Source organism: Actinomycetota bacterium, from assembly GCA_030774015.1.
Taxonomy (GTDB): Bacteria; Actinomycetota; UBA4738; order UBA4738; family JACQTL01; genus JALYLZ01.
This window is the reverse complement of the sequence record JALYLZ010000134.1, coordinates 22,975-48,540: the sequence shown is the minus strand read 5'-3', so window position 1 is coordinate 48,540 and position 25,566 is coordinate 22,975. Positions and strand designations below refer to the sequence as shown.

22 protein-coding genes are annotated in these 25,566 nt (G+C 70.5%); 2 read left to right on the top strand and 20 right to left on the bottom strand.

What is annotated here, in order from left to right:
* Positions 1-16 precede the first annotated feature (16 nt).
* From M3Q23_13525 to M3Q23_13445, 17 genes are all read right to left on the bottom strand, one after another.
* On the bottom strand, positions 17-1,276 hold the full coding sequence (locus M3Q23_13525; GenBank protein ID MDP9343079.1) for a hypothetical protein: 1,260 nt from the start codon (positions 1,274-1,276) through the stop codon (positions 17-19).
* Positions 1,276-2,700 (bottom strand): NAD(P)/FAD-dependent oxidoreductase, encoded by a 1,425-nt coding sequence (locus M3Q23_13520; GenBank protein ID MDP9343078.1) that lies wholly within the window; start codon positions 2,698-2,700, stop codon positions 1,276-1,278. The genes M3Q23_13525 and M3Q23_13520 overlap by 1 nt, the downstream gene beginning before the upstream one ends.
* Entirely contained in the window at positions 2,693-4,066 is a 1,374-nt protein-coding gene (locus M3Q23_13515; GenBank protein ID MDP9343077.1) for a cytochrome P450, read from the bottom strand. Before M3Q23_13515 ends, M3Q23_13520 begins: the two co-directional genes overlap by 8 nt.
* Entirely contained in the window at positions 4,066-4,854 is a 789-nt protein-coding gene (locus M3Q23_13510; GenBank protein ID MDP9343076.1) for a hypothetical protein, read from the bottom strand. The genes M3Q23_13515 and M3Q23_13510 overlap by 1 nt, the downstream gene beginning before the upstream one ends.
* Positions 4,855-4,868: 14 nt before the next feature.
* Positions 4,869-5,228, bottom strand: coding sequence for an STAS domain-containing protein (locus M3Q23_13505; GenBank protein MDP9343075.1), 360 nt, complete (start codon positions 5,226-5,228; stop codon positions 4,869-4,871).
* A gap of 47 nt (positions 5,229-5,275) precedes the next feature.
* Positions 5,276-5,644: an STAS domain-containing protein gene (locus M3Q23_13500; protein MDP9343074.1), complete on the bottom strand. Its 369-nt coding sequence runs from the start codon at positions 5,642-5,644 to the stop codon at positions 5,276-5,278.
* Positions 5,641-7,287, bottom strand: a complete 1,647-nt coding sequence (locus M3Q23_13495) for a SpoIIE family protein phosphatase (protein MDP9343073.1) — start codon at positions 7,285-7,287, stop codon at positions 5,641-5,643. The genes M3Q23_13500 and M3Q23_13495 overlap by 4 nt, the downstream gene beginning before the upstream one ends.
* A gap of 21 nt (positions 7,288-7,308) precedes the next feature.
* Positions 7,309-8,586: a hypothetical protein gene (locus M3Q23_13490; protein ID MDP9343072.1), complete on the bottom strand. Its 1,278-nt coding sequence runs from the start codon at positions 8,584-8,586 to the stop codon at positions 7,309-7,311.
* Positions 8,583-9,779: a hypothetical protein gene (locus M3Q23_13485; GenBank protein ID MDP9343071.1), complete on the bottom strand. Its 1,197-nt coding sequence runs from the start codon at positions 9,777-9,779 to the stop codon at positions 8,583-8,585. Before M3Q23_13485 ends, M3Q23_13490 begins: the two co-directional genes overlap by 4 nt.
* Positions 9,776-10,957, bottom strand: coding sequence for a hypothetical protein (locus M3Q23_13480; GenBank protein MDP9343070.1), 1,182 nt, complete (start codon positions 10,955-10,957; stop codon positions 9,776-9,778). The genes M3Q23_13485 and M3Q23_13480 overlap by 4 nt, the downstream gene beginning before the upstream one ends.
* Complete coding sequence (locus M3Q23_13475; protein MDP9343069.1) at positions 10,954-12,132, bottom strand: hypothetical protein; 1,179 nt, start codon at positions 12,130-12,132, stop codon at positions 10,954-10,956. The genes M3Q23_13480 and M3Q23_13475 overlap by 4 nt, the downstream gene beginning before the upstream one ends.
* Positions 12,129-13,298 (bottom strand): hypothetical protein, encoded by a 1,170-nt coding sequence (locus tag M3Q23_13470; protein MDP9343068.1) that lies wholly within the window; start codon positions 13,296-13,298, stop codon positions 12,129-12,131. The genes M3Q23_13475 and M3Q23_13470 overlap by 4 nt, the downstream gene beginning before the upstream one ends.
* Before the next feature lie 145 nt (positions 13,299-13,443).
* On the bottom strand, positions 13,444-14,658 hold the full coding sequence (locus tag M3Q23_13465; GenBank protein MDP9343067.1) for a hypothetical protein: 1,215 nt from the start codon (positions 14,656-14,658) through the stop codon (positions 13,444-13,446).
* Positions 14,655-15,833 carry a hypothetical protein gene (locus M3Q23_13460; GenBank protein MDP9343066.1) on the bottom strand — a complete coding sequence of 393 codons (1,179 nt, stop codon included), beginning with the start codon at positions 15,831-15,833 and terminating at the stop codon, positions 14,655-14,657. Before M3Q23_13460 ends, M3Q23_13465 begins: the two co-directional genes overlap by 4 nt.
* Complete coding sequence (locus tag M3Q23_13455; GenBank protein MDP9343065.1) at positions 15,830-17,065, bottom strand: hypothetical protein; 1,236 nt, start codon at positions 17,063-17,065, stop codon at positions 15,830-15,832. The genes M3Q23_13460 and M3Q23_13455 overlap by 4 nt, the downstream gene beginning before the upstream one ends.
* Positions 17,058-17,909, bottom strand: a complete 852-nt coding sequence (locus M3Q23_13450; protein MDP9343064.1) for a hypothetical protein — start codon at positions 17,907-17,909, stop codon at positions 17,058-17,060. The genes M3Q23_13455 and M3Q23_13450 overlap by 8 nt, the downstream gene beginning before the upstream one ends.
* 35 nt (positions 17,910-17,944) lie before the next feature.
* Entirely contained in the window at positions 17,945-19,162 is a 1,218-nt protein-coding gene (locus M3Q23_13445; protein MDP9343063.1) for a hypothetical protein, read from the bottom strand.
* Positions 19,163-19,262: 100 nt separating this feature from the next.
* On the opposite strand from M3Q23_13445, the gene M3Q23_13440 reads away from it, so the two are divergent.
* Both M3Q23_13440 and M3Q23_13435 read left to right on the top strand, forming a co-directional pair.
* Positions 19,263-22,136, top strand: coding sequence for an AAA family ATPase (locus M3Q23_13440; GenBank protein MDP9343062.1), 2,874 nt, complete (start codon positions 19,263-19,265; stop codon positions 22,134-22,136).
* Between the two features lie 16 nt (positions 22,137-22,152).
* The gene (locus tag M3Q23_13435) at positions 22,153-22,422 is read left to right on the top strand and encodes a hypothetical protein (protein ID MDP9343061.1); all 270 of its coding nucleotides are present in this window, start codon (positions 22,153-22,155) and stop codon (positions 22,420-22,422) included.
* 36 nt (positions 22,423-22,458) lie between these two features.
* Here M3Q23_13435 and M3Q23_13430 read toward each other — a convergent pair whose 3' ends face one another.
* The 3 genes from M3Q23_13430 to M3Q23_13420 all read right to left on the bottom strand — a co-directional run bounded on the left by M3Q23_13430 (position 22,459) and on the right by M3Q23_13420 (position 25,510).
* Positions 22,459-23,577, bottom strand: coding sequence for a homogentisate 1,2-dioxygenase (locus M3Q23_13430; GenBank protein ID MDP9343060.1), 1,119 nt, complete (start codon positions 23,575-23,577; stop codon positions 22,459-22,461).
* 173 nt (positions 23,578-23,750) lie between these two features.
* A complete protein-coding gene (proC, locus tag M3Q23_13425) occupies positions 23,751-24,578 on the bottom strand; it encodes a pyrroline-5-carboxylate reductase (GenBank protein MDP9343059.1) in 828 nt (275 codons plus the stop codon).
* Positions 24,579-24,583: 5 nt separating this feature from the next.
* Positions 24,584-25,510 (bottom strand): proline dehydrogenase family protein, encoded by a 927-nt coding sequence (locus M3Q23_13420; protein ID MDP9343058.1) that lies wholly within the window; start codon positions 25,508-25,510, stop codon positions 24,584-24,586.
* Between the last annotated feature and the right edge of the window lie 56 nt (positions 25,511-25,566).

Below are 25,566 nucleotides of genomic sequence, written 5' to 3'. Positions count from 1 at the left end.
GAAAACGCCCGTCCGGTCAGGAGCGGGTTGGCTCGGCCCCCGAACGGGCCGCGACCCCGTCTCCCGACGCGCGAAGCCACAGCGAGACCTGCGCGGGCTGCATGGTCTCTTGCACCACCCCCACCAGGTGGCCGGAGAGCTCGTCCAGATCCACGTCGTCGCGGAGCCTCGCGCCGAACGATTCGAGCGTCCTGGCGGCGTCGTACTTCCTCCGGTAGAACCGCCGGTCGATGAAGGCCTGGAGGCCCCGGCGGGCCGGGCTGAACAGCGCCGCCACGGCCAGCGTGGACGCCGCCACCACCAGGCCGTTGTTCCCGTGCCCACCGATCGACCGGACCAGTGCACCCAGGCCGAACACCGCCCCCACGTAGATCCCGCCGAGCAGCGCGGTGAGGCCGCCGTACACCAGAGTCCGGTTGACGATGAGGTCGATGTCGAGCAGCCGGTAGCGCAGGATGGCCACGGCGACGCACGCGGCGAACCACAGCGAGCCCGAGATGGCGGCTCCCCACTGGAACCAATTGCCGGGGATCCACACGGCGGCCAGGGCCGCCGCGAGCCCGATGGAGCCGTACGTCCCCCACTTCAGCTGCTGACGCAGATCGGCGGATGCCCGACGGTATCGAGCGACCACCGCAACCACCGATCCAACCAGGCAGCATCCCCCCAGCACCTCCCCGAGGAACACCGCGAACTGGAGATGCAGCAGAAGCGGTGTGGGGGTGGGCTCGCGGCCGGCGAACAGATCGCCCTGGATGAGCCACGACTCGAGGGCGTGCAGCGCGGTCGTGGCGATGATGACCGCCGCCGAAGCGATGGCAAGCGGCCACCACCGGCGCGAAGGCAGATGACCGTCGGGGAACAACAGCAGGACGAACGTGGCCAGCAGCCCGAGAGCGGGCATCCAGTTCCACGACCCGATCCACATCACGGTCCACGCCCCGGGAAGCCAGGACCCGGTCCTGGTGAGGTGATCGAAGTAGCCCTCGCTGACCGTCCCGGCCGCATACAGCAGCCCAACGGCCAGGATGATCCAGCCGACCCTGTTTCGAGGTTGCCTCGCTGCGATGACCGCTCCAACCGAAGCGAAGATGAGAGCGAGCAGGTCGGACCCGCCGATCCCCTGCTGGATGAACTGGCGGCTCACGTGCCCGGCCTCGAGGATCTGGACGCCGGAGAACGCGACCATCGCGATCGCCGCCAGCCAGGCCGCTCTGGCCAGCCAGGACAGGGGCGACCGTTCCGTTCGGGCCGCTGGCACGGCGACCGTGGCCATCAGCTCTTCGGCCCCAGCTTCTTCAGCGCCGCCTTCGTCGCGTGGTGGCCGCACATGCCGTGCACACCACCTCCCGGAGGCGTCGACGACGAGCACAGGAACACGCCGTCGAGCGGCGTCTCGTAGGGCGAGAACAGTCCGGTCGGCCGGGAGAACAGCTGGCCGAGGTCCTGGAGGCCGCCGTTAATGTCGCCGCCGACGTAGTTCTCGTCGTAGCGCTCCAGGTCGGCCGCCACCACCGTTCGCCGGCCCAGGATCCGGTCCCGAAACCCGGGCGCGAACCGTTCCACCTGCTCCTCGATCCGCTCGGTCATGTCCACGTCGGAGCCGTTGGGCACGTGGCAGTAGGCCCATGCGGTGTGCTTGCCCTGGGGCGCCCGCGAGGGGTCGAACGGCGTCTGCTGGGCCAGGACCACGAAGGGCCGCTCGGCGTGCTCGCCCCGCCACACGGCGTTCTCGCTGGCGTCCAGCTCCTCGATGGTCCCGCCGACGTGGACGGTGGCCGCCCGCTCGCACCCGTCCGCCTTCCACGGGATCGGGGCGTCCAGGGCCCAGTCCACCTTGCACACACCGGGCCCGTAGCGGTAGCGCTCCAGGGCCCGGCGGTAGCGCGACGGAACGCGATCGCCCGCGATGGCCAGGAACTGCCGCGGGGTCACGTCCAGCAGCACGGCCCGCGCCTGGGGCAACTCGTCCAGCGAGCCGATCCGGCGCCCGGCCTCGATCTGGCCCCCCAATTCCCGGAGGTACGAGGCCATGGCGTCCACGATGGCCTGCGACCCACCCTTGGCCATGGGCCACCCCACCAGGTGGCCCAGCATCCCGAAGGTCAGCGCATAGGCGCCGGTGGGTGACTGGTCCAGCTTGAGCATGGAGTGAGCCGCCAGGCCGGCGAACAGCGCCTTCGGCCCATCCGAGGAGAACCGACCGGCCAGCCCCGACACGGACCGCAGGGCCCGCAGGCCGAACCGGACCAGCGTGAACGGGTGCCGCGGCAGCTTCACCGGCCCCAGGAACTGCTCCAGGATGACCTCGCCGGAGCGGAGCATCGGGTTCATGAGCCCGCGGTAGGCGCGTCCGTCCTCGCCGAACGCGTCCGCCGTCTCGTCGACCGACCGTTCCAGCACCGCGGCCGTCCCGTCGGGCATGGGGTGGGCCAGCGGTGCGTCCGGCTGGACCCATTCCAGCCCGTGATCGGCCAGCGGGACCGAGCGAAAGAACGGCGACGCCAGACCGAGGGGGTGGATGGCCGAGCACACGTCGTGGCGGAATCCCGGCAGCGTCACCTCGGCCGTCCGGGAGCCGCCTCCCACGGTGTCCGCGGCCTCGATGACCTTGACGGACCATCCGGCCCGGGCCAGCTCGATCGCCGCCGCCAGGCCGTTGGGCCCGGCTCCGACGACGACCGCGTCCAGGTCAGGCACCGGCAGCGCGGACAACGGCGGGCGTCCGCGCCTCGAGGACCATCCGCATGCCATGTGCCGGGCGGAGCGTGAACCTGGCCTGTGGCTCCACCGGATGGCCTTCCACCAGCCGGAACCGGAACCGCTGCGCCATGGTGGCCAGCAGTAGCGTGGCCTCCATCGTGGCGAACGAGCTTCCGATGCAGGTCCGCTGCCCTCCCCCGAACGGGAAGTAGGCGAACCGGGGGATCCGCCGGGCCAGGTCGTCCTCCCAGCGTTCCGGCCGGAAGGCTTCCGGGTCGTCGAACCACCGGGGGTCCCGCTGGATGACCCACTGGCTCACGATGACGTCCGTGCCCTTCCGAACCGGGTAGCCGGCGACCTCGCAGCCCTCCACGGCCTCGCGGCCCAGGGCCGGGGCGGGCGGATACAGCCGGAGCGTCTCGGTCACGACGTGCCCGGCGTACTGGAGGTTCGGGACGTCCGCCACCGTCGGGGCCCGACCGCCGAGCACGTCGTCCAGCTCCTCGTGCAGCCGCGCCTCGGCTTCGGGATGCTGCGAGAGCAGGTACCAGGCCCACGTCAGCGCGATCGACGTGGTCTCGTGCCCGGCCAGGAACAGCGTCATGGCCTCGTCCCGGACCTGCCGGTCGGTCATGTGGCTGCCGTCGTCCTCGTCCCGGGCCCGCAGCAGCGTGGACAGCAGGTCGCCCCGGTCGATGCCAGAGGCCCGGTGCTCCTCGATGATCCGGTACAGCACGGCGTCGAGCCGCTTCACGGCCCGCTTCAGCCGCAGGTTCGTGGGGATGGGGACGCCCGGCGGCACGAAGAACAGGAAGCTCGTCAGCACCTCGTTCAGGCACCCCACGGCGACCTCGACGGCCGAGCCGACCTCGGTCTCGGCCTCCCGTGACACGTCGGCGTCGAACAAGGTCTTGACCACGATCTCCAGGGTCAGGCCCATCAGCTCCTCGTGGACGTCTCGGGTCTCGCCGTCCGACCACGTGTCGAGGCGCCGCTCGGTGAAGGCCACCATCGTGTCGCCGTACGCAGCGATCCGGCCATGATGGAACGCCGGCTGGATCAGCCGGCGCTGGCGGCGCCAGAAGTCCCCCTCGCTGACCACCAGGCCGTCGCCGGTGACCCGCCCGATCAGCAGCACGGCCTTGCCCTTGGCGAACGAGCGCCGCTGGGTCACCAGCACCTGCTCCACCTGGTCGGGATGGGACAGCAGCAGGGCCCGGCTCGGGCCGAACCGGAGCCCCACCACGTCCCCGTGCTCGCGGGCGGCCCGGGTCATGAACCCCAGCGAGTCCCGCCGCATGGGGACGATGTGCCCGGACAGCAACCGTCCCTTCGGGCTCGGCGGCCGTCCGGGGGCGGGCATCAGCCTCGCCTCTTCCTCCGGAACAGGCCGGCCAGCGCCCGGAACGGACGCCCCAGCGGGTGCAGGATCGAGCGGATGGCCGCGTTGTGCCGGATGTTCGTCCAGTACTTCCACTGGCGATGCCGGTCCACGCACACCGCTTCCTTGGAAAACGTTCCCTCCACCAGGAAGTGGCCCGCCAGGTTGCGCAGCACCTGCTCCCAGAACCGGTCCTCCTTTCGGAGGATCACCGGCATTCCCAGCTCGAACAGCGGGTCGTTGGCCCGGATCAGCGGCTGGACCTGCGCGACGGTCTCGCCATTGTCCTCGTAGGCGCTGAACGTGATCCAGCCCGCGAACATGTGCCCCTCGGGGTCCATGAAGGTGAACGACTCGTCGTCCGCGTACATCACCATGATCCCGGTGGAGAGCTTGGCCCGCCCCGCCAGGGCCAGGTTCAGCACGGCCACCTCGCCCGGCGCGATCCCGGAGAGGGAGCCGAAGAACTTCCCCTGCTCGGGCCAGAACTTGGGGAAGTTCTGCTTCCAGGCCCGGATCACGTCCTTCGGCGGGACCTGGACGGGGCCGAACCGCATGCGGTAGGTCTTCTGCCACAGCCGTCCGAAGCCCTGGAGCGGACTGACCACCCGCCGCCCCTCGACGTTCAGGTTGACCGCCCCGGGGGCGACCTCGCCGACCGTCAGCGTCTTCACGGTCTTGGCCCAGTACCCGGCGTCGCGCGCGGCCGGCGCCGACGCGGGCTCGGGCTCCGGCTGCTCCTCCTCCACCTCGACCTCGTGGGTCTCCATCTCGCCGACCCTCCCTACGCCGAGGTGGCCGCGGCGATCGCCTCGGCCTCGGAGTCGAAGATGCCGATGGCCTCGTCCAGCCGGGTCAGCTCGAAGATCTGCCGGTAGTGGTCGTTCAGGCCGAGGGCCAGCAGGCGCTGCTTCTGCCGGTTGGCCCGCACCAGCAGCGTCACCAGCAGGCCGATCCCGCCACTGTTCATGTAGCCGAGGCCGCTGAAGTTCAGGATCAGCGAACGCGCGCCCTCGTCGGTGGCCCGCGAGTACGCGTCCATCAGCGGGCCCTCGCTGGCCGCGGTGATCTCGCCCGAGATGTCGACGATGCTGGTGCGGTCGGCGATCGAGCGGACCTCCATGGTCACGGTTCCCTGGGTCATTCCTCGCTCCTTCCTGTTGCTCGTTCCTCGTGCGGTGCCTTGATGCCTTACGACGCCGGGGCCGGCGACGGCGTCCCTGCCAGGGCAGCGTCCTCGTCGGAGAACATCGGCATGAAGTCCGACAGCCGGGTGACCTGGAAGATCTCCTGGTAGTGCGGCGAAAGCCCGCACGCCAGCACGGTCTGGTGGGCCTTCCGGGCCTCGGCCAGCAACCCGACGATCAGCGCGATGCCGGTGCTGTTGATGTAGCTGACCTGCTCGAAGTTGAGCACGACGGTGGCCGGGCCTCCGGCGACGGCCTCGTGGTACAGGGCCCGCAGGCCCTGCTCGGCGTTGCCGTCGATGTCGCCACTGAGGTCGAGCAGGACGGATGGACCTCTTGGTCGTACCTCTCCGTGGAATTGCTGTGCGCTCATTGCTCCCCTCCTTCCAGGTGGAGCACCAATTCGATGGTGTGATGGGTGTCGTCCGAGCTGACGTGCATCTCGTCGACCATGTTCTTGATCAGGAACAGCCCCCAGCCCCGAGGCGTCTGCTTGCCCTCGAGCTTGGCATCGAGGTCGGGCACCTCCGCCTCCGGGATGTCGCGGCCGCCCCCGTGGTCGGTGATCCGGACGGACAGGTCGCCGCCCTTCTGGGTGACCACGACGGCCACGGGAAGCTCCGCCTGGAACCCGTTGCCGTGCTCGATGGCGTTCATCGCGGCTTCGGACACGGCGGTCTTGAGGCGCTCCCGGCGCGCGTCTTCGAAATCGACGTCAGCCACCGCTTCCGCCACCCGGTCCATGACCAGCCGCTCGTTGCCCGACACGCTGGGGAGGCTGAACTCCGCGAGCACGCGTCCGGCCTCGGCGGATTCCGGCACCGCCGTCGACTGGGCCCCCCGCTCCGCCATCTCCTCGCTGGACATGGGCGGAGCGCTGGCCCGCCACAGCGTGACCAGGGTGACGTCGTCCTCCTGGTCCCACCCCGGACCGACGAACCGCCGCAGCTCGGACAGCAGGTGGTCCAGCAGCCCACTCCCGCCGGGATGCTCCGCCATGAGCTGGCGGAGCCGCGGGAATCCGAACATCTCCCCGTCGGGGCTGTGGGCCTCGACCAGGCCGTCGCTCGACAGCAGCATGGTCTCGCCCGCGCCGAGCACGGCCTCCTTCTCGTCGTAGGACATGTCCGGCATGAGCCCGAGGGGCAGGCCCGTGGCCCGGAACTCCACCACGCCGTCCTCTGTCCGCGTGTAGGGGAGGTTGTGCCCCGCGTTCGCATAGCGGAAATGCCCGGTGCTCGGGTCGAGCACGCCGTACAGACAGGTCACGAACATGTTCGGGGGCATGTCCGGGCACAGGATGTCGTTGACCCGCCGCAGCACCTCGTTCGGCGAGATCAGCCGCGGCGCCGCCGCCCGCAGGACGCTTCGGGTCGCCGCCATGACCAGCGCGGCGGGGACGCCCTTGTCGGTGACGTCGCCGATCACCAGGCCCATCTGCCCCTCGGGCAGCTCGATGAAGTCGTAGAAGTCGCCGCCCACGGCCTGCTGCGGCTGGTAGTACGCGGCCAGCTGCCAGCCCGGCAGGTCCGGGATCGTCTTCGGCAGGAAGTTCTGCTGGATCAGCTGGGCCACCTGGAGCTCGTGCTCGACCCGCTCCCGGCGGCGGGCCTCCGCCTCCTGCTCCCGGACCAGCTGGGCCACCCGCACCGCCGGAGCGGCCTGGGCGGCCAGGTTCTCGAGCAGCTTGCGGTCGTCGGTGGAGTACTCCTGCTCCGACAGCCGAGGCCCCAGGTTCAGCAGGCCGATCAGCTCACCCTGGGCCACCAGCGGCACCACCAGGCGCAGGCCCATCGAGCGCATCTGCTCGAGGGCCACCGAGTCGAGCTGGAGCTTGTCCACGTCCACCGGGCCCGGCGAGCTCTGGAGGTACGCCAGCAGAGGGTCGTTCGGGGCGATGTCGAGCGGAGGAGCCTCCGCCCGCTCCGGCGCCGGGGCCGGACTGGTCGCCTCGGGGGGCGCCTGGCGGTCCGCCCGGCGTCCGGTTCGTCTCACTCTCGTCAAGATGGTTGCCATAGCGCCTCCTGTATACAGCCGTCAGCGTTCGGAAATCGTTACGGAAGCCGTGACGGCGGCCGAAACCGTCGCGATCGTCGAGCCCCCCTTCAGCCACAGCGCCACGTGCGCTGGCCGCATGGTCTGCTGCACCACGTCGACCAGGTCCGACGACAGCGCATCGATGTCGGTCTCGTGCCGGAGCCGAACGCTGAACGCCTCCAGCGTCCGCGCGGCGTCGTAGCGGGTCCGGTAGAAGCGGCGGTCGATGACGTCCTGGGTCCGCCGCCTCCCCGGGCGGAACATCGCGGCCACGGCGAGCGTCGAGGCCGCCGTCACCACCGGGCTCTGGCGGTGGCCGGTGATGGATCGGGCTGTCGTGCCGAACGCGAGCACCAGTCCGAAGTACACGGCCGCCAGCACCCCGGTGAGGACCGTGTACACGATGGTGCGGTTGATGACGACGTCGATGTCGTAGAGGCGGTACTTCAGGACAGCCACCCCTGCCGAGATGGGCAGGAGCACCGCAACGATCGGGGCGAACCGCTCGACGGCGGGGATCCGCACGCCCGCCCCCACCAGCACGATGAAGGCGGCCAGCCCTCCCACCACCACGGCGCTCGCGAACGTCAGCCACTTCAGCTGCTGCCGCTCGTCACCGTGGGCCCGGGACAGCCGCACGAACAGCGCCGCCATGCCGACCAGCCCCAGCGCCACCAGGGCGGGCACGCCGATGAACTTCACCCACCGACCGGCGTGTCCCGTCGCGGCGCCGAACACCCCCAGCGGGTTGGCCTGGAACGGGTAGTTCGGGAACGGCCCCCTGGCCAGCATGGCGCCGACGACGTAGGCCACGTCGACGATCCCGAGCGTCCAGGCCAGCCATCGCCACCGCGGCGACGGCAGCCGCCCCTCCGGGAACAGCAGGTACAGGAAGCCGATGAGCCCCCATCCCGGGATCCAGACCCAGTTCCCCACCCAGGCCATGTACGCACCCCCCGGGAGAGACCCGGGGTGGGCGCGGAGCGTGTAGATGGCCCAGCCGTCCGCCAGGACCCACACGGCCATGGACATGCCGACGCCGAGCAGGATCCAGCCGATGGCGATCTCGGGACGGCGGAGCGCGATCAGCGCGCCCACCACCGGCATGGCCAGGAACACCACGGCCAGCACGAGGTTGGCCTCGCGGGAGCTGAAGTCCATCGGGACGTGCGTGTCGAACGTGAAGACCTGGAGCGCCAGGCCGGCCACGGTGAGGGCCAGGCACAGCCCCCCGATCCCCCAGGCCAGCCCCCTCGCCGTCGTCGTGCTCACTCTCACGGCTGGCCCTTCTCCGTCCGCAGCCACAGCGACGCCTGGGCCGGCTGCATCGTGTCCCGCACCACGCCCAGCAGGTGGAGCTGGAGGTCGTCCAGGTCGACCTCCTCCCGGAGCCGGGAGGTGAAGGATTCGAGCGTCCGGGTGGCGTCGTACCGGCGACGGTAGAAGCGCCGGTCGATGAAGCGCTGGATCCGCCGGCGAGCGGGGCCGAACAGCGCCGCGACCGCCAGCGTGGACCCGGCGATGACGAAGGAGTTGCTTTGCCCCGTGAGCGAGCCGAGTCCAACCGCCAAACCGGCGTACACACCTCCCAACACCACCGAGAGGAGGACGTAGACCAGCGACCGGTTGATGATCCGGTCGATGTCGTACAGGCGGTGTCGAAGGATGGCGACGCCGATCGCCATCGGTACGAGGGCGATCGTTCCGGAGCTGATGGCATTCTCGGCATCGCTGAGCGCCTGCGGAGACTTGATGACAGCCGACAAGGGCACCTGCGCCAGGAGACCCAGCCCCACCGCGGCCACGGCGTACACGAGCCACTTGATCTGCTCTCGTTCCGCCCCCCTGGCACGCCTGAAACGAACCACGATGGAGACGAGGGCAAGCACGCCGGAGATCGCTACCAGTCCGAAGCCACCCTGCAATCCCCCGAGCACGTGGCCCACCGCCCCGCCGATCGCGAAGGGATTGCGGATGTGGGTCCCGCCGATGAACCGCGTCCCGAAGCCCATCCCCACGACGAACCCCACCAACCCGACCACCGCGAGCCACAGGACCGGCCGCCACCTCCTGGATGGCGGCCTGCCGTCGGGGAACACCAAGAGGGACAGGACGGCCAGCCCCAGGCCGACTCCCCACATCCAGGCGCCGGCCCACTGCCCCAGAACGACGGGCGAGAAACGGCCTCCCCCAGTGCTCCCGGGAAGGGTGAGCCCGAATCCCGCCAACGTGAAGGAGAGCGCCGAGCCCAGGAGCAGCCACCCGATTGCGTTTCCGGGACGCTTCGCGGCGACCAGCGCTCCAACGGTCGAGAACGCGATGACCCACGCCATGTACGCGACCGTGTTGGCCAGGTCTCCCGTCTGGTCGCTCCCAGGCTGGGTGGCGCTGTACACGTTGAACACGACGACGAAGGCCAGGACCAGTAGCCACGTGGACCACGCCAGCCGGCCGGCGGCCCGCGTCTTCATCGGGCGGTCTCCGAAACCCGAAGCCACAACGAGGCGTGGTCCGGCTGCATGGTCTCGGCGACCACCCCCAGGAGGTGCTCGCGGAGCTCCTCCATGTCGACCTCGTCGCGAAGACGCGACGTGAAGGCCTCGAGCGTGCGGACAGCGTCGTACTTCCTGCGGTAGAACCGCCGGTCGATGAACCCCTGGATCCGGCCGCGGACCGGCCGGAACAGCGCCGCCACCACCAGCGTGGAGCCGGCGATGACCAGCGAGTTCTGGTTCGACCCGACCACCGACCCGAGCCCCACGGCAAGCCCCGCGTAGACCGCGGCGAGCAGTGCGGTGACCGCGCCGTACACGAGCGTCCGGTTGACGATCCGGTCGATGTCGTACAGGCGATACCGGAGCATGGCCACCGCCACGCAAACGGTGAACCAGGTGAACCCGAAGGCGGGAACCAGCGCGCTCACCAGCGCGCTCTGCCCGAAGCTGCCCGCGAGCCCGGCGGCGAGGGCGATGGCCCCGTACGTGAACCACTGGAGCTGCTGGTGCTCCCGACCCGTGGACCGCCGCAATCGCACGACGGTCGCGACCACCGACGCGACCATGCAGACCGCGCCCACCAGGACACCGATCTCGAAGACGGCCTGCGGCACCGGCCCCGCTTGAAGGTTGGGGAGCCGGTGTCGCGCCATGTCGGCGAACTGCCGCGGGCTGGCCCGGAAGACGATCGGGGCAGCCCCGGCCGCGTAGCCCGCCGTCGCGGCCGAGATGGCGAGCCCCGAGAGCCAGCCCACCCAGCGCCAGCGTCCGGACGGGAGGTGGCCGTCGGGGAACAGCAGGAACAGGAAGGTCGCCGTCATCCCGAGCGCCGGCGCCCACGACCACAGCCCCGCCCACAGCAGTTCCCGGTCGGCCGGGAGCGGCCAGTGGTGGGCGACCGCTGCGGTTCCGTACTCGGCGGAGAACACCAGGTAGGCGTAGCAGCCACCGATGGCGAGCAAGACCCAGCCGATCCGGTTCCGGGGCTGCGCCCTGACCACCAGCACCCCGACCGTGGAGAACATGAGCGTGATGGCGCCGATGTACGCCACGGAGTTCACCGCCACGAACAGCAGCCCGAAGGCCGCCAGGACCATGGCGATGGAGACGGCCCACACGGCGACGCCCAGGCGAACCCGCGTCCGGTCGGTCACCGGGAGGCCTCCGCCGCTCGAAGCCACAGCGACGCGTGCGCGGGCTGCATCGTCTCGTCGACCACGGTGAGCAGGTGGTCTTGGAGCTCCCCGAGATCGACCTCGTCCCGGAGCCGGGCCGTGAAGGACTCCAGCGTCCGTACCGCGTCGTATTTCTTGCGGTAGAACCGCCGGTCGATGAAGGCCTGGACCCGCCGCCGGGCCGGGCTGAACAGCGCCGCCACCACGAGGGTGGAACCGGCGATGACCAGCGAGTTCGTGTTCGACCCGGCCAAGGACCCGAGTCCCACGGCCAGGCCCGCGTAGATCGCTCCCAGCAGAATGGTGACCGCCCCGTAGACCAGCGTTCGGTTGATGACCCGGTCGATGTCGTACAGGCGGTGGCGCAGCAGGGCCACGGCGGCGCCGACGGGCGGGCCGAAGAACCCGACGGTGGAGACCGTGCCCGACGCCCCCGGATGCCCCAGGCCACTCAGCACCCCGCCCACGGCGAAGCAGACCACCAAGAAGGCCGCGCCGTACACGAACCACTTGATCTGGATCCGCTCCTCGCCGCGGGTCCGGCGGTATCGCAGCACCAGTGACCCGGCGCATGCGATCGACAGGACCAGGGCGATGGGCAGGCTCACGCTGGCCAAAAGGACGAGGAGGCCCCGCGCGCTTCGGAGCCCCAACGGATTGGAGGTGGGCAGGTCCTCGTACCGGCCGGGCAGGATCATGTAGACCGCCATCGTCAGGGCCAGGAAACACCCCGTCGCCCAGGCGAACGGTCGCCACCTCGGGGACGGCAGCCGGCCGTCCGGGAACAGCAGCGGCAGGAAGGTGAGGAGCATTCCGATCGGGACCAGCCACAGCCAGTTCTCCAGCCACGCCCACCACACGGCGCCGGGCACCGATCCCCGATGGAACTCCAGCCCGTGGAGGGCGAGGGCGTTGGCCGTGGCCTCAACGATCGCGACAAGCCCGCTTCCCAGGAACAGCCATCCGATCGGGTTCCGGGGCCGGCGCGACGCGACCACCGCCCCGACGCTTGCGAGGACCAGGAAGAGCCCCAGGGTCGCCAGCAGGCCACCGACCGGACGGTCCTGGACCAGCACGAAGACGTCGAACCCTGCGAACGCGAGGCCTGCGGCCCACGACGACCAAGCCAGCCGGGCCGCTCCCTTGGCCGTCACCGGATGCCCTCCGCCGTCCGGAGCCACAGCGTCGCTTGCGCCGGCTGCATCGTCTCCCCGACCACGTCGAGCAGGTGCTCGCGGAGCTCCTCCAGGTCGACCTCTTCGCGCAGGCGCGCCGTGAACGCCTCCAGCGTTCGCGCGGCGTCGTACTTCCTCCGGTAGAACCGCCGGTCGACCAGGCCCTGCAAACGCCGCCGGGCCGGCCGGAACAGCGCCGCCACCACGAGCGTCGAGCCCGCGATCACGAGCGAGTTGTCCCGGCCGGCGACCGAGCCCAGTCCCACGGCCAGGGCCACGTACACGCCAACCAGCACCGCGGTCAGCGCACCGTAGACCAGGGTCCGGTTGACGACCCGGTCGATGTCGTACAGGCGGTACCGGAGGATGGCCAGTCCCGCCGCGACAGGAAGGATGGGGATGCTGAGGAGGCCGAGGGCGACCATCGCCGGAACGTGCGCGAAGACGATCACCCTCCCCGGGATCAGGACGACCGTGGCCACGCCCGCGTAGGCGAACCACTTCATCTGCTGACGCTCGGCACCTGTGGAACGGCGAAACCGGCGGACCAGCGCCACGACCGAGGCGACGGACGCGACCAGCGCCGAGAACGAGCTGGAGAGCTGGAAGAAGCCGACGACCGAGTCAGGCCAGGTGGGAAGCGGGCTCTGGTATCCGGCGGTTCCTCCCGCAGTGCGGTCGAACACCCCTGCCAGGACCATCAGGACGACCGCGGTGCCCGTCACCCAGGCCACCCATGCCCACCGGCGCGAGGGCAGGCGGCCGTCCGGGAACAGGAGCAGCAGGTACGTGATCATGAACACCCAGCCGGGAGCCCAGCTCCAGGTCTGGAGCCAAGTTCCCCACTGCCAGGTGGCGCTCCGGAACGCGAACACGTCCGTGATCGCGCCGCCGACGGCGGAGATGCCGAAGGACACGCCGATGGCCAGGAACAGCCAACCGAGGGGGTTCTCCTTCCGGCGGGAGGCCACGATCGCTCCGACGGTCGGGAAGACCAGGGCCCCGAGGGCCTCCTGGGCGTTGAACCAGCTACCGCCGAGATCCGAAGAGTGCCTGGTGGTCTCGAGGACCACGAACACCGCACAGCCCGCCACGCCCACGGCCCACAGTGCCCACGCCAGCCGGGTGGCCGAGCGTGTGCTCATGCGACGGCCCTGATTGCGGTTCGGATTGATTCCGGGCACGGTGCGGCACTTTCAGACCACTGGAAACCATTACAAAGGCCCACGAATATTACGAGACGGCGGGCCGACTGACCCCGCCGGGCAGAAGGAACACCTCCGCGAACCGTCACGGGCGCGCCCCGGTTCCCCGCAGCCAGAGAGAGGCCTGCGCCGGCTGCATGGTCTCGTCCACCACCGCCAAGAGGTGGAGCCGGAGCTGCTCCAGGTCGACGTGGTCGCGGAGCCGCGCCGTGAAGGCCTCGAGCGTCCGCTGCGCGTCGTACTTCCGCCGGTAGAACCGCCGGTCGATGAACTCCTGGACCCTGCGACGGGCCGGTCGAAACAGGGCCGCCACGACCAGCGTGGACCCCGCGATGACCAGGGAGTTGTTCCTGCCGGCCAGCGAGCCCAGGCCCACGGCGAGACCCACGTACAGGCCTCCCAGGAGCACGGTCAACGCGCCGTACACCAGGGTCCGGTTGATGATCCGGTCGATGTCGTACAGGCGGTACCGCATGACCGCGATGCCCGTCGCCACGGGCAGCGCGAGCAGCCCTGCCGAGAGGGGGTAGTTCACCCAGAACCCCGCGCCCAGCGAGTCCCCCACCACGCCAACCGTGACGGTGGCGGCGAAGAGCGCTCCGGCGTAGACGAACCAGAGCAGTTGCTGCCGCTCCTCACCCCGGGCCCGGCGCAGGCGTATCAGCGGCACCGCACCCGCGACCACGAACACGGCCCCCGCCACCACCCAGCCACCCTGGTTGACGGCCCAGGGAAGGGAGCCCAGCGCGTGGACGCCGGTCAGGTTCGAGGTGTGGAGCGGCACGAGCCGGAACCAGCTCTCCACGCGCTTGGCGCTCAGCATCGCCGAGGCCACCAGCACCGCGGCGACTCCGACCAGCCCCCACGCCAGCCACCGCCATCGCCTCGACAGGAGCCGGCCGTCCGGGAACAGCACCACCAGGAACCAGAGCAGGGTAAACGCCAGATATCCCCCCCAGTTCTGGAACCACGCCGCGACGCGCGCCCACTCGAGCGACCCGGGCGCCGATACCAGGCCTCGCGTCGCGTACTCCTCGGCCAGGGCCGTCAGCGCGATGACCAGCCCGTTCGCGCAGAAGATCCATCCGATCGGGTTGGACGGCCGCCTGGACGCCAGGATGGCCCCCACCGTCGCGTAGCCCACGGTCCACAGGGTCCCCAGGAGGGCGAACGTGGTTGCCCGCCCCGCGCCCCCCAGCGTGTCGACGTTGCGAGATGCGAGGGCGATGGCTCCGGCAGTGAGCAGCACGGTTGCCGCCCACGCCGACCAGGCCAGACGCGCCGCCGACCGGTTGCTCATACCGACGGCCCTCGCAGCCACAGCGACGCGTGGGCGGGCTGCATGGTCTCGTGCACCACCGCCTCGAGGTGCGCGCGGAGCTCGTCCAGGTCCACCTCGTCACGGAGCCGCGCGCTGAACGCCTCCAGCGTGCGCACGGCGTCGTACTTGCGCCGGTAGAACCGCCGGTCGATGAAGCCTTGGATCCCCCGGCGGGCCGGCCGGAACAGGGCCGCCACGACCAACGTCGACCCCGCGATGACGAGCGAATTGTTCTTTCCCACGAGCGAACCGAGCCCCACGGCCAGGCCCACATACAGGCCGGCCAGCACCGCCGTGAGCACACCATAGACGAGGGCGCGGTTGATGACCCGGTCGATGTCGTAGAGGCGGTACTTCAGGATCGCCACCGCGATCGCCACCCACAGGCAGGTCAGCGCCACCTGGAAGAGGACGTCGAGCCACGGGGTGGACCAGAAGCTGTTCGGGACGAAGACGGCCCCCACGAGGGCCGCCGAGAAGACGAACCACTTGAGCTGCTGGCGCTCCTCCCCGCGGCTGCGCCGGTACCGCATGATCGAGGCGGCGGGCCCACCCAGCATCCCGACCAGGAAGAGGATGAAGCTCACCCAGAACACGGCCGCCACCACGGGCGACGGGCTCGGCCCCGAATGGTTCGTGAACGGCCGCGACCATTCCGACGACGCCTGGATCAGGGAGAAAAGCGTGATCAAGGCTGCCCCCGCTCCTGCCGCCCACGCCACGGGACGCCACCGGCGTGAAGGCAGCCGTCCCGTCGGGAACAGCAGGAGCAGGAACGCCAGCGCCCCGATGGGGATCCCCCACGTCCAGTTTCCGAACCACGCCAGGGCGTACGCACCTGGAAGCGAGCCCGGGTCCGCGTACAGGGCGTGCGCGGCGTACGACTGCCCGAATTGCCCGACGGCCAAGGCCAGCGCGGCGACGCAGAAGATCCACCCGATCGGGTTCTCTCTCCGCTTCGACACGAGGAGGGCTCCGATGGCCGGAACGGCCAGGTTCGAGACGATGTCCACGATCTGCTGCGACGTCGGGCTGAGGCCGGGCGGATGTCGGGCGGACCGGTCGATCACGACGAAGACCAGCGCCACGACGTACATGGACGTGGACACCGCCCAGGAAGACCACGCCAGCCGGGACGCCGTGCGCTGCGTCATCCCGCCTGCTCTCTGAGCCATAGCGACATCGATGCGGGCCGCACGGTCTCGTCGACGACCTGGAGCAGATGGGCGTGCAGCTCGTCCAGGTCGACGTGCTCGCGCAGCCGGGCGGTGAACGCCTCCAGCGTCCGCTGCGCGTCGTACTTGCGGCGGTAGAAGCGCCGGTCGATGAGTTCCTGGATCCGATGGCGAACCGGCCGGAACAACGCCGCCACCACCAGGGTCGACCCCGCGATGACCAGCGAGTTGTCCTTTCCCGCGAGCGAGCCGATTCCCACGGCGAGCCCCACGTACACGCCGGCCAGGACGGCCGTGAGCGCTCCGTAGACGAGCGCCCGGTTGATGATCCGGTCGAGGTCGTACAGCCGATACTTAGTGATGGCGATGGCGATCGCGGCGGGGATGCCGAACAGGACGATGAGTGCCGTTACCGTGTACACGACGACCAGGACCGGTGAAAGGTCACACTGGCAGGCGGCGTTGTCCAGCAAGGCTACCACCTGGCCCACGAGCAGGACCGCCGCTGCAAAGGCGATCCACTTGATCTGCTGGCGCAGCTCGCGGCCGCCGGCTCGATACCGCCCTGCGACGGCCACGACTGCCCCGACCAGGAGCACCGCCAGCAGTGTGGCCACTCCGTTGATGGTCCCGGCCAGCGACGTCGGGAGGACCCGGCCGAACCACTCGACGCCCAGCGGGTTCGGGAACTTCACCGAGACGCCGCCCGGCGCCGGCAGCGCGACGAGCCTCGGCGTCCAGACGAGGGCCACCAGCTCGACCACGCTCGCCAGGACCCCCAGCGTCACGATGGGGCGCCAGCGCCTCGACGGCAGCGCGCCGGTCGGGAAGACGAAGAAGATGAACGCGACCCCGGCGGCGCACGGGACGAAGTCCCACTCGGCGATCGCGCCCACCAGCCTGGGGGCGGGGAGCGCGCCCGGGTGCGCGACGACTCCCACGACGGAGTAGGCCGAGGCCAGGCACAGGATGGCAAAGCTGACCCCCTCGCCGAGCAGCATCCATCCGATGAGGTTGCCCGCGCGCCGCACGATGAGCACCCCGAGCCCCGCGTACACCAGGCCCGCGGCGGCAGCGCCCGCGTTCGCGAGCGCGTCTCCGAGCGCCAGATCGCCCCACGCCACGCCGGTCAGCGCCGCGCCGGCCGCCGCGATCAACGCCGTGGCGACCAGGACCCACCGGGCGGCTCGAACGGCCCTTCGGTCAGCCACCCGGGACATCCCCGGGCGCCTCCTCGGCTGCGTCACTGCCCTGGCGGGCCTCCCATTCCGCGACGGCGATGAACCCCAAGCCGCCGACCAGCGCCACCAGGCCCCATCCGACTCCCTCGCTCCCGGGGTAGGGAACCTGGGTTCCCGGAAAGCGTGAGAAGACGATGGACGCGAGGCCGTACACGGCGGCTCCGATTCCCGCGCACCACGCCGTGAGTCGCCAGCCCCGGACCCGCGCCGACGCGAGGAGCCCGACCAGCACCAGCGCGAAGGCCAGCGCGGCCATGTTCGCCCAGTGGTCGTTTCGAACGTGAGGGTCGGCGGGGACCCCGTCCCGTTGGAGCCTGGCCATGGCCAGCCCAAACCACACCAGGGGAACTGCTCCGCCCAGCGCGAACGCCGCCATGATCCGGCTGGGGTCAGGCGACGGGTGGAGGACGCCGGCGCGGTTCGGGTGCAGGGCCAGCAGGACGGCAGCCCCCGCCGCCACGATCAGGCCGAACAGCAGGTAGCCCGCCTCGAGCGAGACCAGCGCCGACAGCAGGGTGGCCACGGCGATCGCGACGATCTGGAGGAAGGCCGATGGCTTGGCCTCGGGCCGCCGGGCCAGGGCCACCGCCGGCACGGTCGACAGGATGCCGAACAGGATCCCGAACCCGACGATGTGCACCCGGTGGATCCCTCCGGCTTCGGAATCGAACCATCCGTAGAAGAGGCCGATCCCGAGCAACCCCCCGAACGTGCCCGCCGCGAGGATGAGGGACAGCACGGTGAATGCGACCCGGCGAGGTTTCGACGTGGAGGGCGCCGATCCGGCCGGACTTCGAACATCCACAACGCTCATCTGGACCTCCCTTCACCCGCGGGCCAACCGGATCCTCATGCCCCGCCCTCCCGCAGCCACAGCGAAATCGATGCCGGCCGCACGGTCTCGTCGACCACCGCGAGCAGGTGCGCATGCAGCTCGTCCAGGTCGACCTGGTCGCGCAGCCGCGCCGTGAAGGCCTCCAGCGTCCGCTGCGCGTCATACTTCCTCCGGTAGAACCGCCGGTCGATGAACCCTTGGATGCGGCGCCGCGCCGGCCGGAACAGGGCCGCCACCACGAGCGTCGAGCCCGCGATGACCAGCGAGTTGTCCCTCCCCACGAACGACCCCAGCCCGACCGCCAGTCCGACGTACACACCCGCCAGGACCGCCGTGAGCGACCCGTAGACCAGCGCCTTGTTGATCACGACGTCGATGTCGTACAGGCGGTACCGCAGGATGGCGAAGCCGATGGCGATCGGGATGAGGAAGAAGGAGAGGACCCCCATCGTCTGGATGACAGAGACGTAGGCGGGCGCCTTCGTACTCCCCCAGTTGCCCGGAACGGCGAAGGCGAACGCGTACAGCACTGCGGTGACTGCCGCTGCGGCGGTCAGCCACTTGAGCTGGAGCCGAACGGTTCCGGTGGAGCGGCGAAACCGCCGGACCAGGCTGATCGCCGACAGCACGATGGAGATGGGGATCAGAGGGATGAACAGGAACGCGATCCATTCGACCCCGCGAAGCGCCTCGATGCCGAGCGGATTGATCACGTTGGGATAGCCGCTGTCGGCAAAGTTTCCCGGAACGATCGTGAGGCCCACCATCGTCCCTCCGATCCCCACGGCGCTCAGCCAGCCGACCCACCTCCAGCCGGGGGAAGGGGGCCGGCCGTCGGGGAAGAGGAGGAGGAGATAGGTGCCGATGATGCCGATGATGGGCGCCCACGACGGTCCGGAGATCGCCAGGGCCACGTCGGCCCCGGGAAGCGAGCCGGGGTGCGTCCGCAGCCCGTACTCGGCGTAGCTGGTGAGGACCCCACTCGCCGCCGCGACCCCGCCGATGGCCAGGAGGATCCAGCCGATGGTGTTCCCGGACTGCCGGGTCAGGATCAGGATCCCCACCAGGGGGAACACGAACACCAGCAAGCCGAAGGGATCCGTGGAGCCACCAGAGAGGATCGAGATCGCCAGGCCGATCGCGTAGACGAGGACGATCGCGATGAACCCGGCCCACGCCAGCCGGCGCCGCCAGACGTCATCCAGCCTCGCGGCGCCCTGCCCGTCGCCCATGCCCGGATCCTCCCCCCGTTCCGTTCCGGGATCGTTACGAAATCAGGTTCCATCGGCAAGACCGTTGCGTTTCTCGAATCCCCGCCACAATGAAGCCAGCATGAGCACGTTCTCCGTGGCCCTGCTGGGCCCGCCGCATCTCGAGCTCGACGGCGCACCGATCGAGGTGGACACCCGCAAGGCCGTGGCGCTCGTCGCGTACCTCGCGGTCACCGCCCGCACGCACCGCCGGGACTCCCTGGCGGCCCTTCTGTGGCCCGACCAGGACCAGGCCCACGCACGCGGAGCGCTCCGTCGCACCATTTCGGTGCTCCGCAAGGCGCTGGGCGGCGGCTGGCTCCACGCCGAGCGTGAGGAGGTCGGCCTGGGCCGCAACGACCTGTGGTTCGACCTGGACCGGTTCCGGGAGCTCCTCGCCGAGACCGGCCGGCACGGCCACCCCGCCGCTGAAACGTGCCCACGGTGCGTCGCGGCGCTCGAGGAGGCCATCGCCCTGCACCGGGGAGACTTCCTGGAAGGATTCTCGCTTCGGGACGCCGAGGACTTCGACGATTGGCAGTTCCGGGAGGCAGACGCTCTTCGCCGCGACCGCGGAGGGGCCCTGGAACGGCTGGTCCATGCCCTGGAAAGCGGCGGCCGGCACGAGGAGGCAATCTCACACGCGCAGGCCTGGCTGAGCCTCGACTCCCTGCACGAACCCGCTCATCGGGCGCTGATGCGCCAGTACGCGGAGACGGGGCAGCGAGCCGCGGCGGTCCGCCAGTACCGGGAGTGCGTCCGGATCCTCGACGCCGAGCTGGGGGTCCAGCCGCTGGCGGAGACCACCGAGCTGTACCGGGCCATCAGCGAGAGCCGCCTCCCGTCGCGTCCGGCCGCCGGGGGTCCGGCGGCAGTGGGTCACGCGCCCGGGGGTCCGTCGCGCGAACCTGGCTATCCGCTGGTCGGGCGGGCCGCGGAGCTCGTCGCCATGCAACGGGCGTACGAGGCCGTGGGCCCTGCCGGCAGGCTCGTGGTGGTGGAGGGCGAGCCTGGGATCGGCAAGACCCGCCTGGCCGGCGAGTTCGCCGCGTGGGCCAGTCGGGCGGGAGCCCTGGTGCTCACGGCGCGCTGCTACGAGGGCGAGGAGACCCTCGCGTATGGCCCGTTCGTCCAGGCCATCCGTGCCGCCGCCGTGACCGCAGGTCCGGGCTGGACCGGCGCCCTCTCTCCGCGTGTCCTGGCCGAGGCGGCCCGACTGGCCCCGGAGCTGGCCGAGGGGACGTCCGGCGCGACGCTCGCCGGACCGGTCCCGGAGGACCCCGGAGCGAGGTCCCGCTTCCTGGACGGCGTCGCCTCGTTCCTGCTGTCGGCCCTGGACGGGCCCCGGCCCGGGGTCCTGGTGCTGGACGACCTCCACTGGGCCGACCAGGCGTCCCTGGAGCTCCTCGCCTTCCTGGTCCGCCGGCTTCCCGGCCGCCGGGTCTGTCTGGTGGCGACGTGGCGGAGCGCCGACGTCCCGGCGTCGCATCCGCTCCGGCGCCTGGCCGCGGAGGCGGAACGGGCCGGGACGGCCACCGTGGTCCGCCCGGGCCGCCTGGATCGGGCCGGCGTCGACGAGCTGGCCCGCGCCGCGGGAGTCGAGGCCGCCGGGCTCACGGAGCGGCTGTTCCAGGAGACGGAGGGCCTTCCGTTCTTCCTGGTCGAGTACCTCGATGCGCTCCAGAGCGGCTCCGTCGAGGCCATAGAACAGACCCCCGAGGACGTTCGCGCCCTGATCCAGTCGCGGCTCTCGACCCTGTCGCAGCCCGCCACGCAGGTGCTGGCGGCGGCCGCCGTGATCGGCCGGTCGTTCGACGTCGAGACAGTTCGGGAGGCCAGCGGCCGGAGCGACGAGGAGACGGTGGCCGCGCTGGAGGAGCTCACCGGCCGAGGCGTGCTCCGGGAGGGAACCGACCCGGCGGGGCGTCCCCGGTACGACTTCGACCACGAGCGGATCCGGGCGGTGGTGCAGGAAGGCACCAGCCTGGCCCGGCGGCTCCTGCTGAACCGGCGGGTGGCCGACGTGCTGGCGGCCCGAGCCCGGCGGGAACCGGACCTTGCCGCCCTGGCGGCCGGCCACTACCTCCAGGCGGGCCGGGAGACGAAGGCCGCGCAACACTTCGATATGGCCGGGCGCCATGCCCGATCGTTGTTCGCCAACGCCGAGGCGCTGTCCCACTTCGAGGCGGCCCTCGCGCTGGGCCATCCCGACGCCGCCGCGCTCCACGAGGCCATCGGCGACCTGCACACCCTGCTGGGGGAGTACCAGGCCGCCGTGGCCAGCTACGAGGCCGCCGCGGCGCTGTCCCCCGAGGACGCGATGGGCCGCCTGGAGCACAAGCTGGGCAACGTCCATCAGCGGCGCGGGGAGTTCGAGGCGGCAGACCGCCACTTCGAGGCGGCCCTGGCCGCCATGGACTCAGGGAGCGAAGCCGACCGGGCCCGGGTGATGGCCGACCGCAGCCTGAACGCCCACCGCCGGGGAGCGTCCAAGACGGCGCGTTCGCTCGCCACCCGGGCCCTGGCCCTGGCCGAGCAAGCCCGGGACCGTCCGGCCCTGGCCCAGGCGCACAACATGCTCGGCGTGCTGGCGTCGCGGCGAGGCGATCTGCCGGAAGCCCGGGAGCACCTCGAGCAGAGCCTCTCGCTCGCGGAGGGCCTCCCCGAGCCGACTGCGCGCATCGCCGCGCTCAACAACCTGGCCCAGGTCCGGGCGGCGGCCGGCGACGTTGCAGCCGCCATCGCGCTGACCGACCAGGCCCTCGCGCTGGTGCGAGTCCAGGGCGACCGCCACCGGGAGGCCGCTCTGCACGGCAACATGGCCGACCTGCTGCACGCCGCCGGCCGGGGCGAGGGAGCCATGGAACACCTCAAGCAGGCCGCCGCGGCCTTCGCCGAGATCGGCGCCGAAGCCGGCGAACCTCAGCCGGAGATCTGGAAGCTCGTCGAGTGGTGAGGATCGGAGACCTCTGATGGAGATCAGCGAGGAGGCGCAGAAGCGAGAAGCTGTGCGACTGGCTCAGGCAATTCTTGATGGCTCACTTTCACCGTACGACGGCGCCAAGAGCATCTGGTGGGACGTGACGACACGGATTACCTCTGACGAAGCCTGGGGTGTCCTTGCGAGATTCATCGGTGGAGCAACCGAGTGGGAGGAACACCCGGAGGCACGCGCGGAGATCAATAGGGAGATCGAGGAGGGGGCAAGAGCACTGATCGCACTCTGGGGAGAGAAACCCTAGGAGCGCCTAAAGAGCCAGCGCTTGGCCCAACGCGTGCTAATCGATCAGGCCGAGGCCTCGGGCCCAGGACGTGGCGTAGCCTTCGATCTCAACCTGGGCCAGCGCCTCGTCGCGCTCGAAGGGCAGGTCGGCCTCGACCATGATGGCGTACTCGTCGGCGAACTCCTTGGTCTTGCCCGCCTCCAGCGCCGCGGGCTGCGGCCCGTGGTGCAGGCCCTGCGGGTGGTGCGTGATGAACCCCTCGCCGATCCCGGCCCGGGAGAAGAACTGCCCCCGGTGGTAGAAGAGCACCTCGTCCTTGTCGATGTTCGAGTGGAAGAAGGGCACCCGCAGCGCCGTGGGGTCGCCGGTCTCGGTGGGCCGGGGCGCGAACGTCCCGATCTCGAACCCCTTCGACTTGAACGTCACGTGCACGCTGGGCGGCAGGTGGTACCGCGGCGACACCACCGGCCGGATGTCCTCGACGTTCAGCCGGATCGGGCACAGATCCCCCTGCCAGCCCACGACGTCGAGCGGGTGGAACGGATAGGTCAGCGTGGTGTACTCGTCGCCCCGCTTCACCCGGACCTGGAACTCGCCCTGCTCGTCGTGGGGCTCGGGCTCCGGGGTCTCCAGCACACCGGGGTCGAAGATGGCGTGGCGGCCCAGGATGCCCTTCTCCGGGAGCGCGTACTCGCCTCGGCCTTCGATGCAGTACAGGAAGGTCTCGCCGCCGCCGGAAGGCACAAGGCGGTGCGTGGTCCCCTTCGGCAGCACCAGGAAGTCGCCGTCGCGGTACCGAAGCGGGCCGTAGTCGGTCTCCAGCACGCCGGTTCCGTGGTGCACGAAGTAGCAGAGGTCGCCGTCGGAGTCCCGCAGGAACCACGGCATCGGCTCGTTTCGCCGGGAGACGTACAGAGAGACGTCACCGTTGTGCAGGATGCGGAGCCACTCCCCGGCGGCTTCCGTCATGTCCGGCGGCTTCAGCCCGTTCAGGTCGTAGGCGTGCGGCGAGAGCGGCCCGTCGATCCGCACCCACGCGGTGGGCAGGTGCGTCCGGTACAGGTGCGAGGCCCGACCGTCGAAGGCCTCCCGCCCGTGCTCCTCCTCGTACGTCCCCTCGGGCAGGCCGACGTGGGCCTGCTTCGTCACCCGGCCCTTCGACAGCGGAAACATCCCAGCCTCCCCTCGAACCTCGAACCTCGAACTCGACCCTCGACTCCGCTACTTCTTGGCGGCAGCCTTCTTCGCTGCGCCACGCTCGGCCGCTTCCCGCTTCTCGCGCTCCTTCTTCTTTCGCGTGCGGTCGTGCGCCCACCGAACCTTGTGCCGGTCTCCTCTACCCATCGCTACTCCTCCGGTTCCTCTCCTCGTGCCAGTTCGGCGCTCCGCTGGCACGCCGCGTCGATGGCGTTCAGGAACGCCGCCCGCACCCCGGCCTGCTCCAGGTGCCGGATCGCCGCGATCGTGGTACCTCCCGGCGACGTCACCATCTCCCGTAACTCCACCGGGTGCCTGCCCGTGTCACGGAGCATCTTGGCCGAGCCGAGCATGGTCTGGATGATCAGCTCGCTGGCCACGTCCCGGGACAGCCCCAGCAGGATACAGGCCTCGATCATGGCCTCGGCCAGCAGGAAGAAGTACGCGGGCCCGCTTCCGCTCGTCGCCGTCACGGCGTCCTGGTGCTTCTCCGGCAGCCGGATGACGCGGCCCACGTATCCGAGCAGCTCCTCGGCCACGGCCAGGTGCTTGTCCTCGGCCTGCCGCCCCGGGCTCACCACCGACATGGCCTCGTCCACCAGCACCGCCACGTTCGACATGACCCGGACCACCGGGACGTCGTCAGGCAGGCGCCGCTCGATGAACGAGGTCCGGATCCCTGCGGCGAACGAGATGACCAGGTGCCGGGTCTGGACGTGCTCGGTGATCTGCTCCAAAAGGCTCTCCATGTCCTGCGGCTTCACCGTGAGCACCAGCGTGTCCGCCCACGAAACGGCTTCGGCGTTGGACAGCGTCGCGGCGACGCCATAGCCGCCCTGGAGCTCCGCGGCCCGCTCCTCCCGCCGGGCCGTCACCATGATCTCGTCGACCCGTCGGCCGCCGGAGCGGATCAGCCCGGAGACCAGCGCCTCCCCCATCTTGCCCCCGCCCAGGAAGGCCACCTTCCTCCACTCCATCGGTCTCATCCCCCTCGGATCAGGTTCGACGCGAAGAACCACATGTTGGCTGGACGCTCGGCCATCCGGCGCGTCAGATACGGATACCACTCCGTGCCGTACGGCAGGTACACCCGCACCGGATACGCGTCGCGCGCGTAGGCCTGCTGGAGGTCCCGGCGGATCCCGTACAGGAACTGGAACTCCACGCGCTCCCACGACTCGCCGCGCCGCTCCACGAACCGCCGCGCCCCGTCGACGAGGGATGGATCGTGCGTGGCCAGGTGCACCGTATGGCCGAGCGACACCAGCGTCGCGAACAGCCGCGCGAAGCTCTTGTCCACGTCCGCCCGGCTGGGAAACGCGACGTCGGGGGGCTCCAGATAGGCCCCCTTGACCAGCCGGACGATGGAGTCCGGGGGAAGGGCGTGGACGTCGGCGCCGGTCCGGTACAGGTACGCCTGGAGGGCCAGCCCCACCCGGGGAAACCGCTGCTTCAGCTCGAGGTGGGCGCGCAGGGTGGGGTCGACGTACTCGTGGCTCTCCATGTCGATCATCACCAACGTGCCTCGCTCCGCGGCGGTGCTCAGGACCCGCTCGCAGTTCTCCATGCACAGGTCGTAGGACTGGTCGAGCCCGAGCTGGGTCAGCTTCACCGAGATGTTGCAGTCGAGGTCGTCGAACTCGTGGGCCCGCTTCAGGGCCCGGACGTATGCATCCGCCGCCGCCGAGGCCTGCTCCACCGACGTCACGTTCTCGCCCAGGTGGTCGAGCATGGTGGCGACGCCCCGGCGATTGAGCGCGCGGGCCGCCCGGAACGCGTCCTCCAGGTCCTCCCCGGCCACGAATCGCATGGCCACCCGCCGTCCGATGCCCCGCTCGGCCGCCAGCCACCGGAACCACCGCTGACCGGCCAGCCACAGCACCGGCGCCCGGAGGAGAGGACCGTTCACGACGTCGACGCGCGCGGGATCACGGGACCCCGAGTATAGGCAGCGAGCCCTGCCGC

Excerpts from the sequence above, each read along its gene's own strand:
- M3Q23_13525 (MDP9343079.1), bottom strand. The coding sequence starts at position 1,276 with ATGGCCACGGTCGCCGTGCCAGCGGCCCGAACGGAACGGTCGCCCCTG.
- M3Q23_13515 (MDP9343077.1), bottom strand. The coding sequence starts at position 4,066 with ATGCCCGCCCCCGGACGGCCGCCGAGCCCGAAGGGACGGTTGCTGTCC.
- M3Q23_13510 (MDP9343076.1), bottom strand. The coding sequence starts at position 4,854 with ATGGAGACCCACGAGGTCGAGGTGGAGGAGGAGCAGCCGGAGCCCGAG.
- M3Q23_13505 (MDP9343075.1), bottom strand. The coding sequence starts at position 5,228 with ATGACCCAGGGAACCGTGACCATGGAGGTCCGCTCGATCGCCGACCGC.
- M3Q23_13500 (MDP9343074.1), bottom strand. The coding sequence starts at position 5,644 with ATGAGCGCACAGCAATTCCACGGAGAGGTACGACCAAGAGGTCCATCC.
- M3Q23_13495 (MDP9343073.1), bottom strand. The coding sequence starts at position 7,287 with ATGGCAACCATCTTGACGAGAGTGAGACGAACCGGACGCCGGGCGGAC.
- M3Q23_13485 (MDP9343071.1), bottom strand. The coding sequence starts at position 9,779 with ATGAAGACGCGGGCCGCCGGCCGGCTGGCGTGGTCCACGTGGCTACTG.
- M3Q23_13470 (MDP9343068.1), bottom strand. The coding sequence starts at position 13,298 with ATGAGCACACGCTCGGCCACCCGGCTGGCGTGGGCACTGTGGGCCGTG.
- M3Q23_13465 (MDP9343067.1), bottom strand. The coding sequence starts at position 14,658 with ATGAGCAACCGGTCGGCGGCGCGTCTGGCCTGGTCGGCGTGGGCGGCA.
- M3Q23_13460 (MDP9343066.1), bottom strand. The coding sequence starts at position 15,833 with ATGACGCAGCGCACGGCGTCCCGGCTGGCGTGGTCTTCCTGGGCGGTG.
- M3Q23_13450 (MDP9343064.1), bottom strand. The coding sequence starts at position 17,909 with ATGAGCGTTGTGGATGTTCGAAGTCCGGCCGGATCGGCGCCCTCCACG.
- M3Q23_13445 (MDP9343063.1), bottom strand. The coding sequence starts at position 19,162 with ATGGGCGACGGGCAGGGCGCCGCGAGGCTGGATGACGTCTGGCGGCGC.
- M3Q23_13440 (MDP9343062.1), top strand. The coding sequence starts at position 19,263 with ATGAGCACGTTCTCCGTGGCCCTGCTGGGCCCGCCGCATCTCGAGCTC.
- M3Q23_13435 (MDP9343061.1), top strand. The coding sequence starts at position 22,153 with ATGGAGATCAGCGAGGAGGCGCAGAAGCGAGAAGCTGTGCGACTGGCT.
- M3Q23_13430 (MDP9343060.1), bottom strand. The coding sequence starts at position 23,577 with ATGTTTCCGCTGTCGAAGGGCCGGGTGACGAAGCAGGCCCACGTCGGC.
- proC (MDP9343059.1), bottom strand. The coding sequence starts at position 24,578 with ATGGAGTGGAGGAAGGTGGCCTTCCTGGGCGGGGGCAAGATGGGGGAG.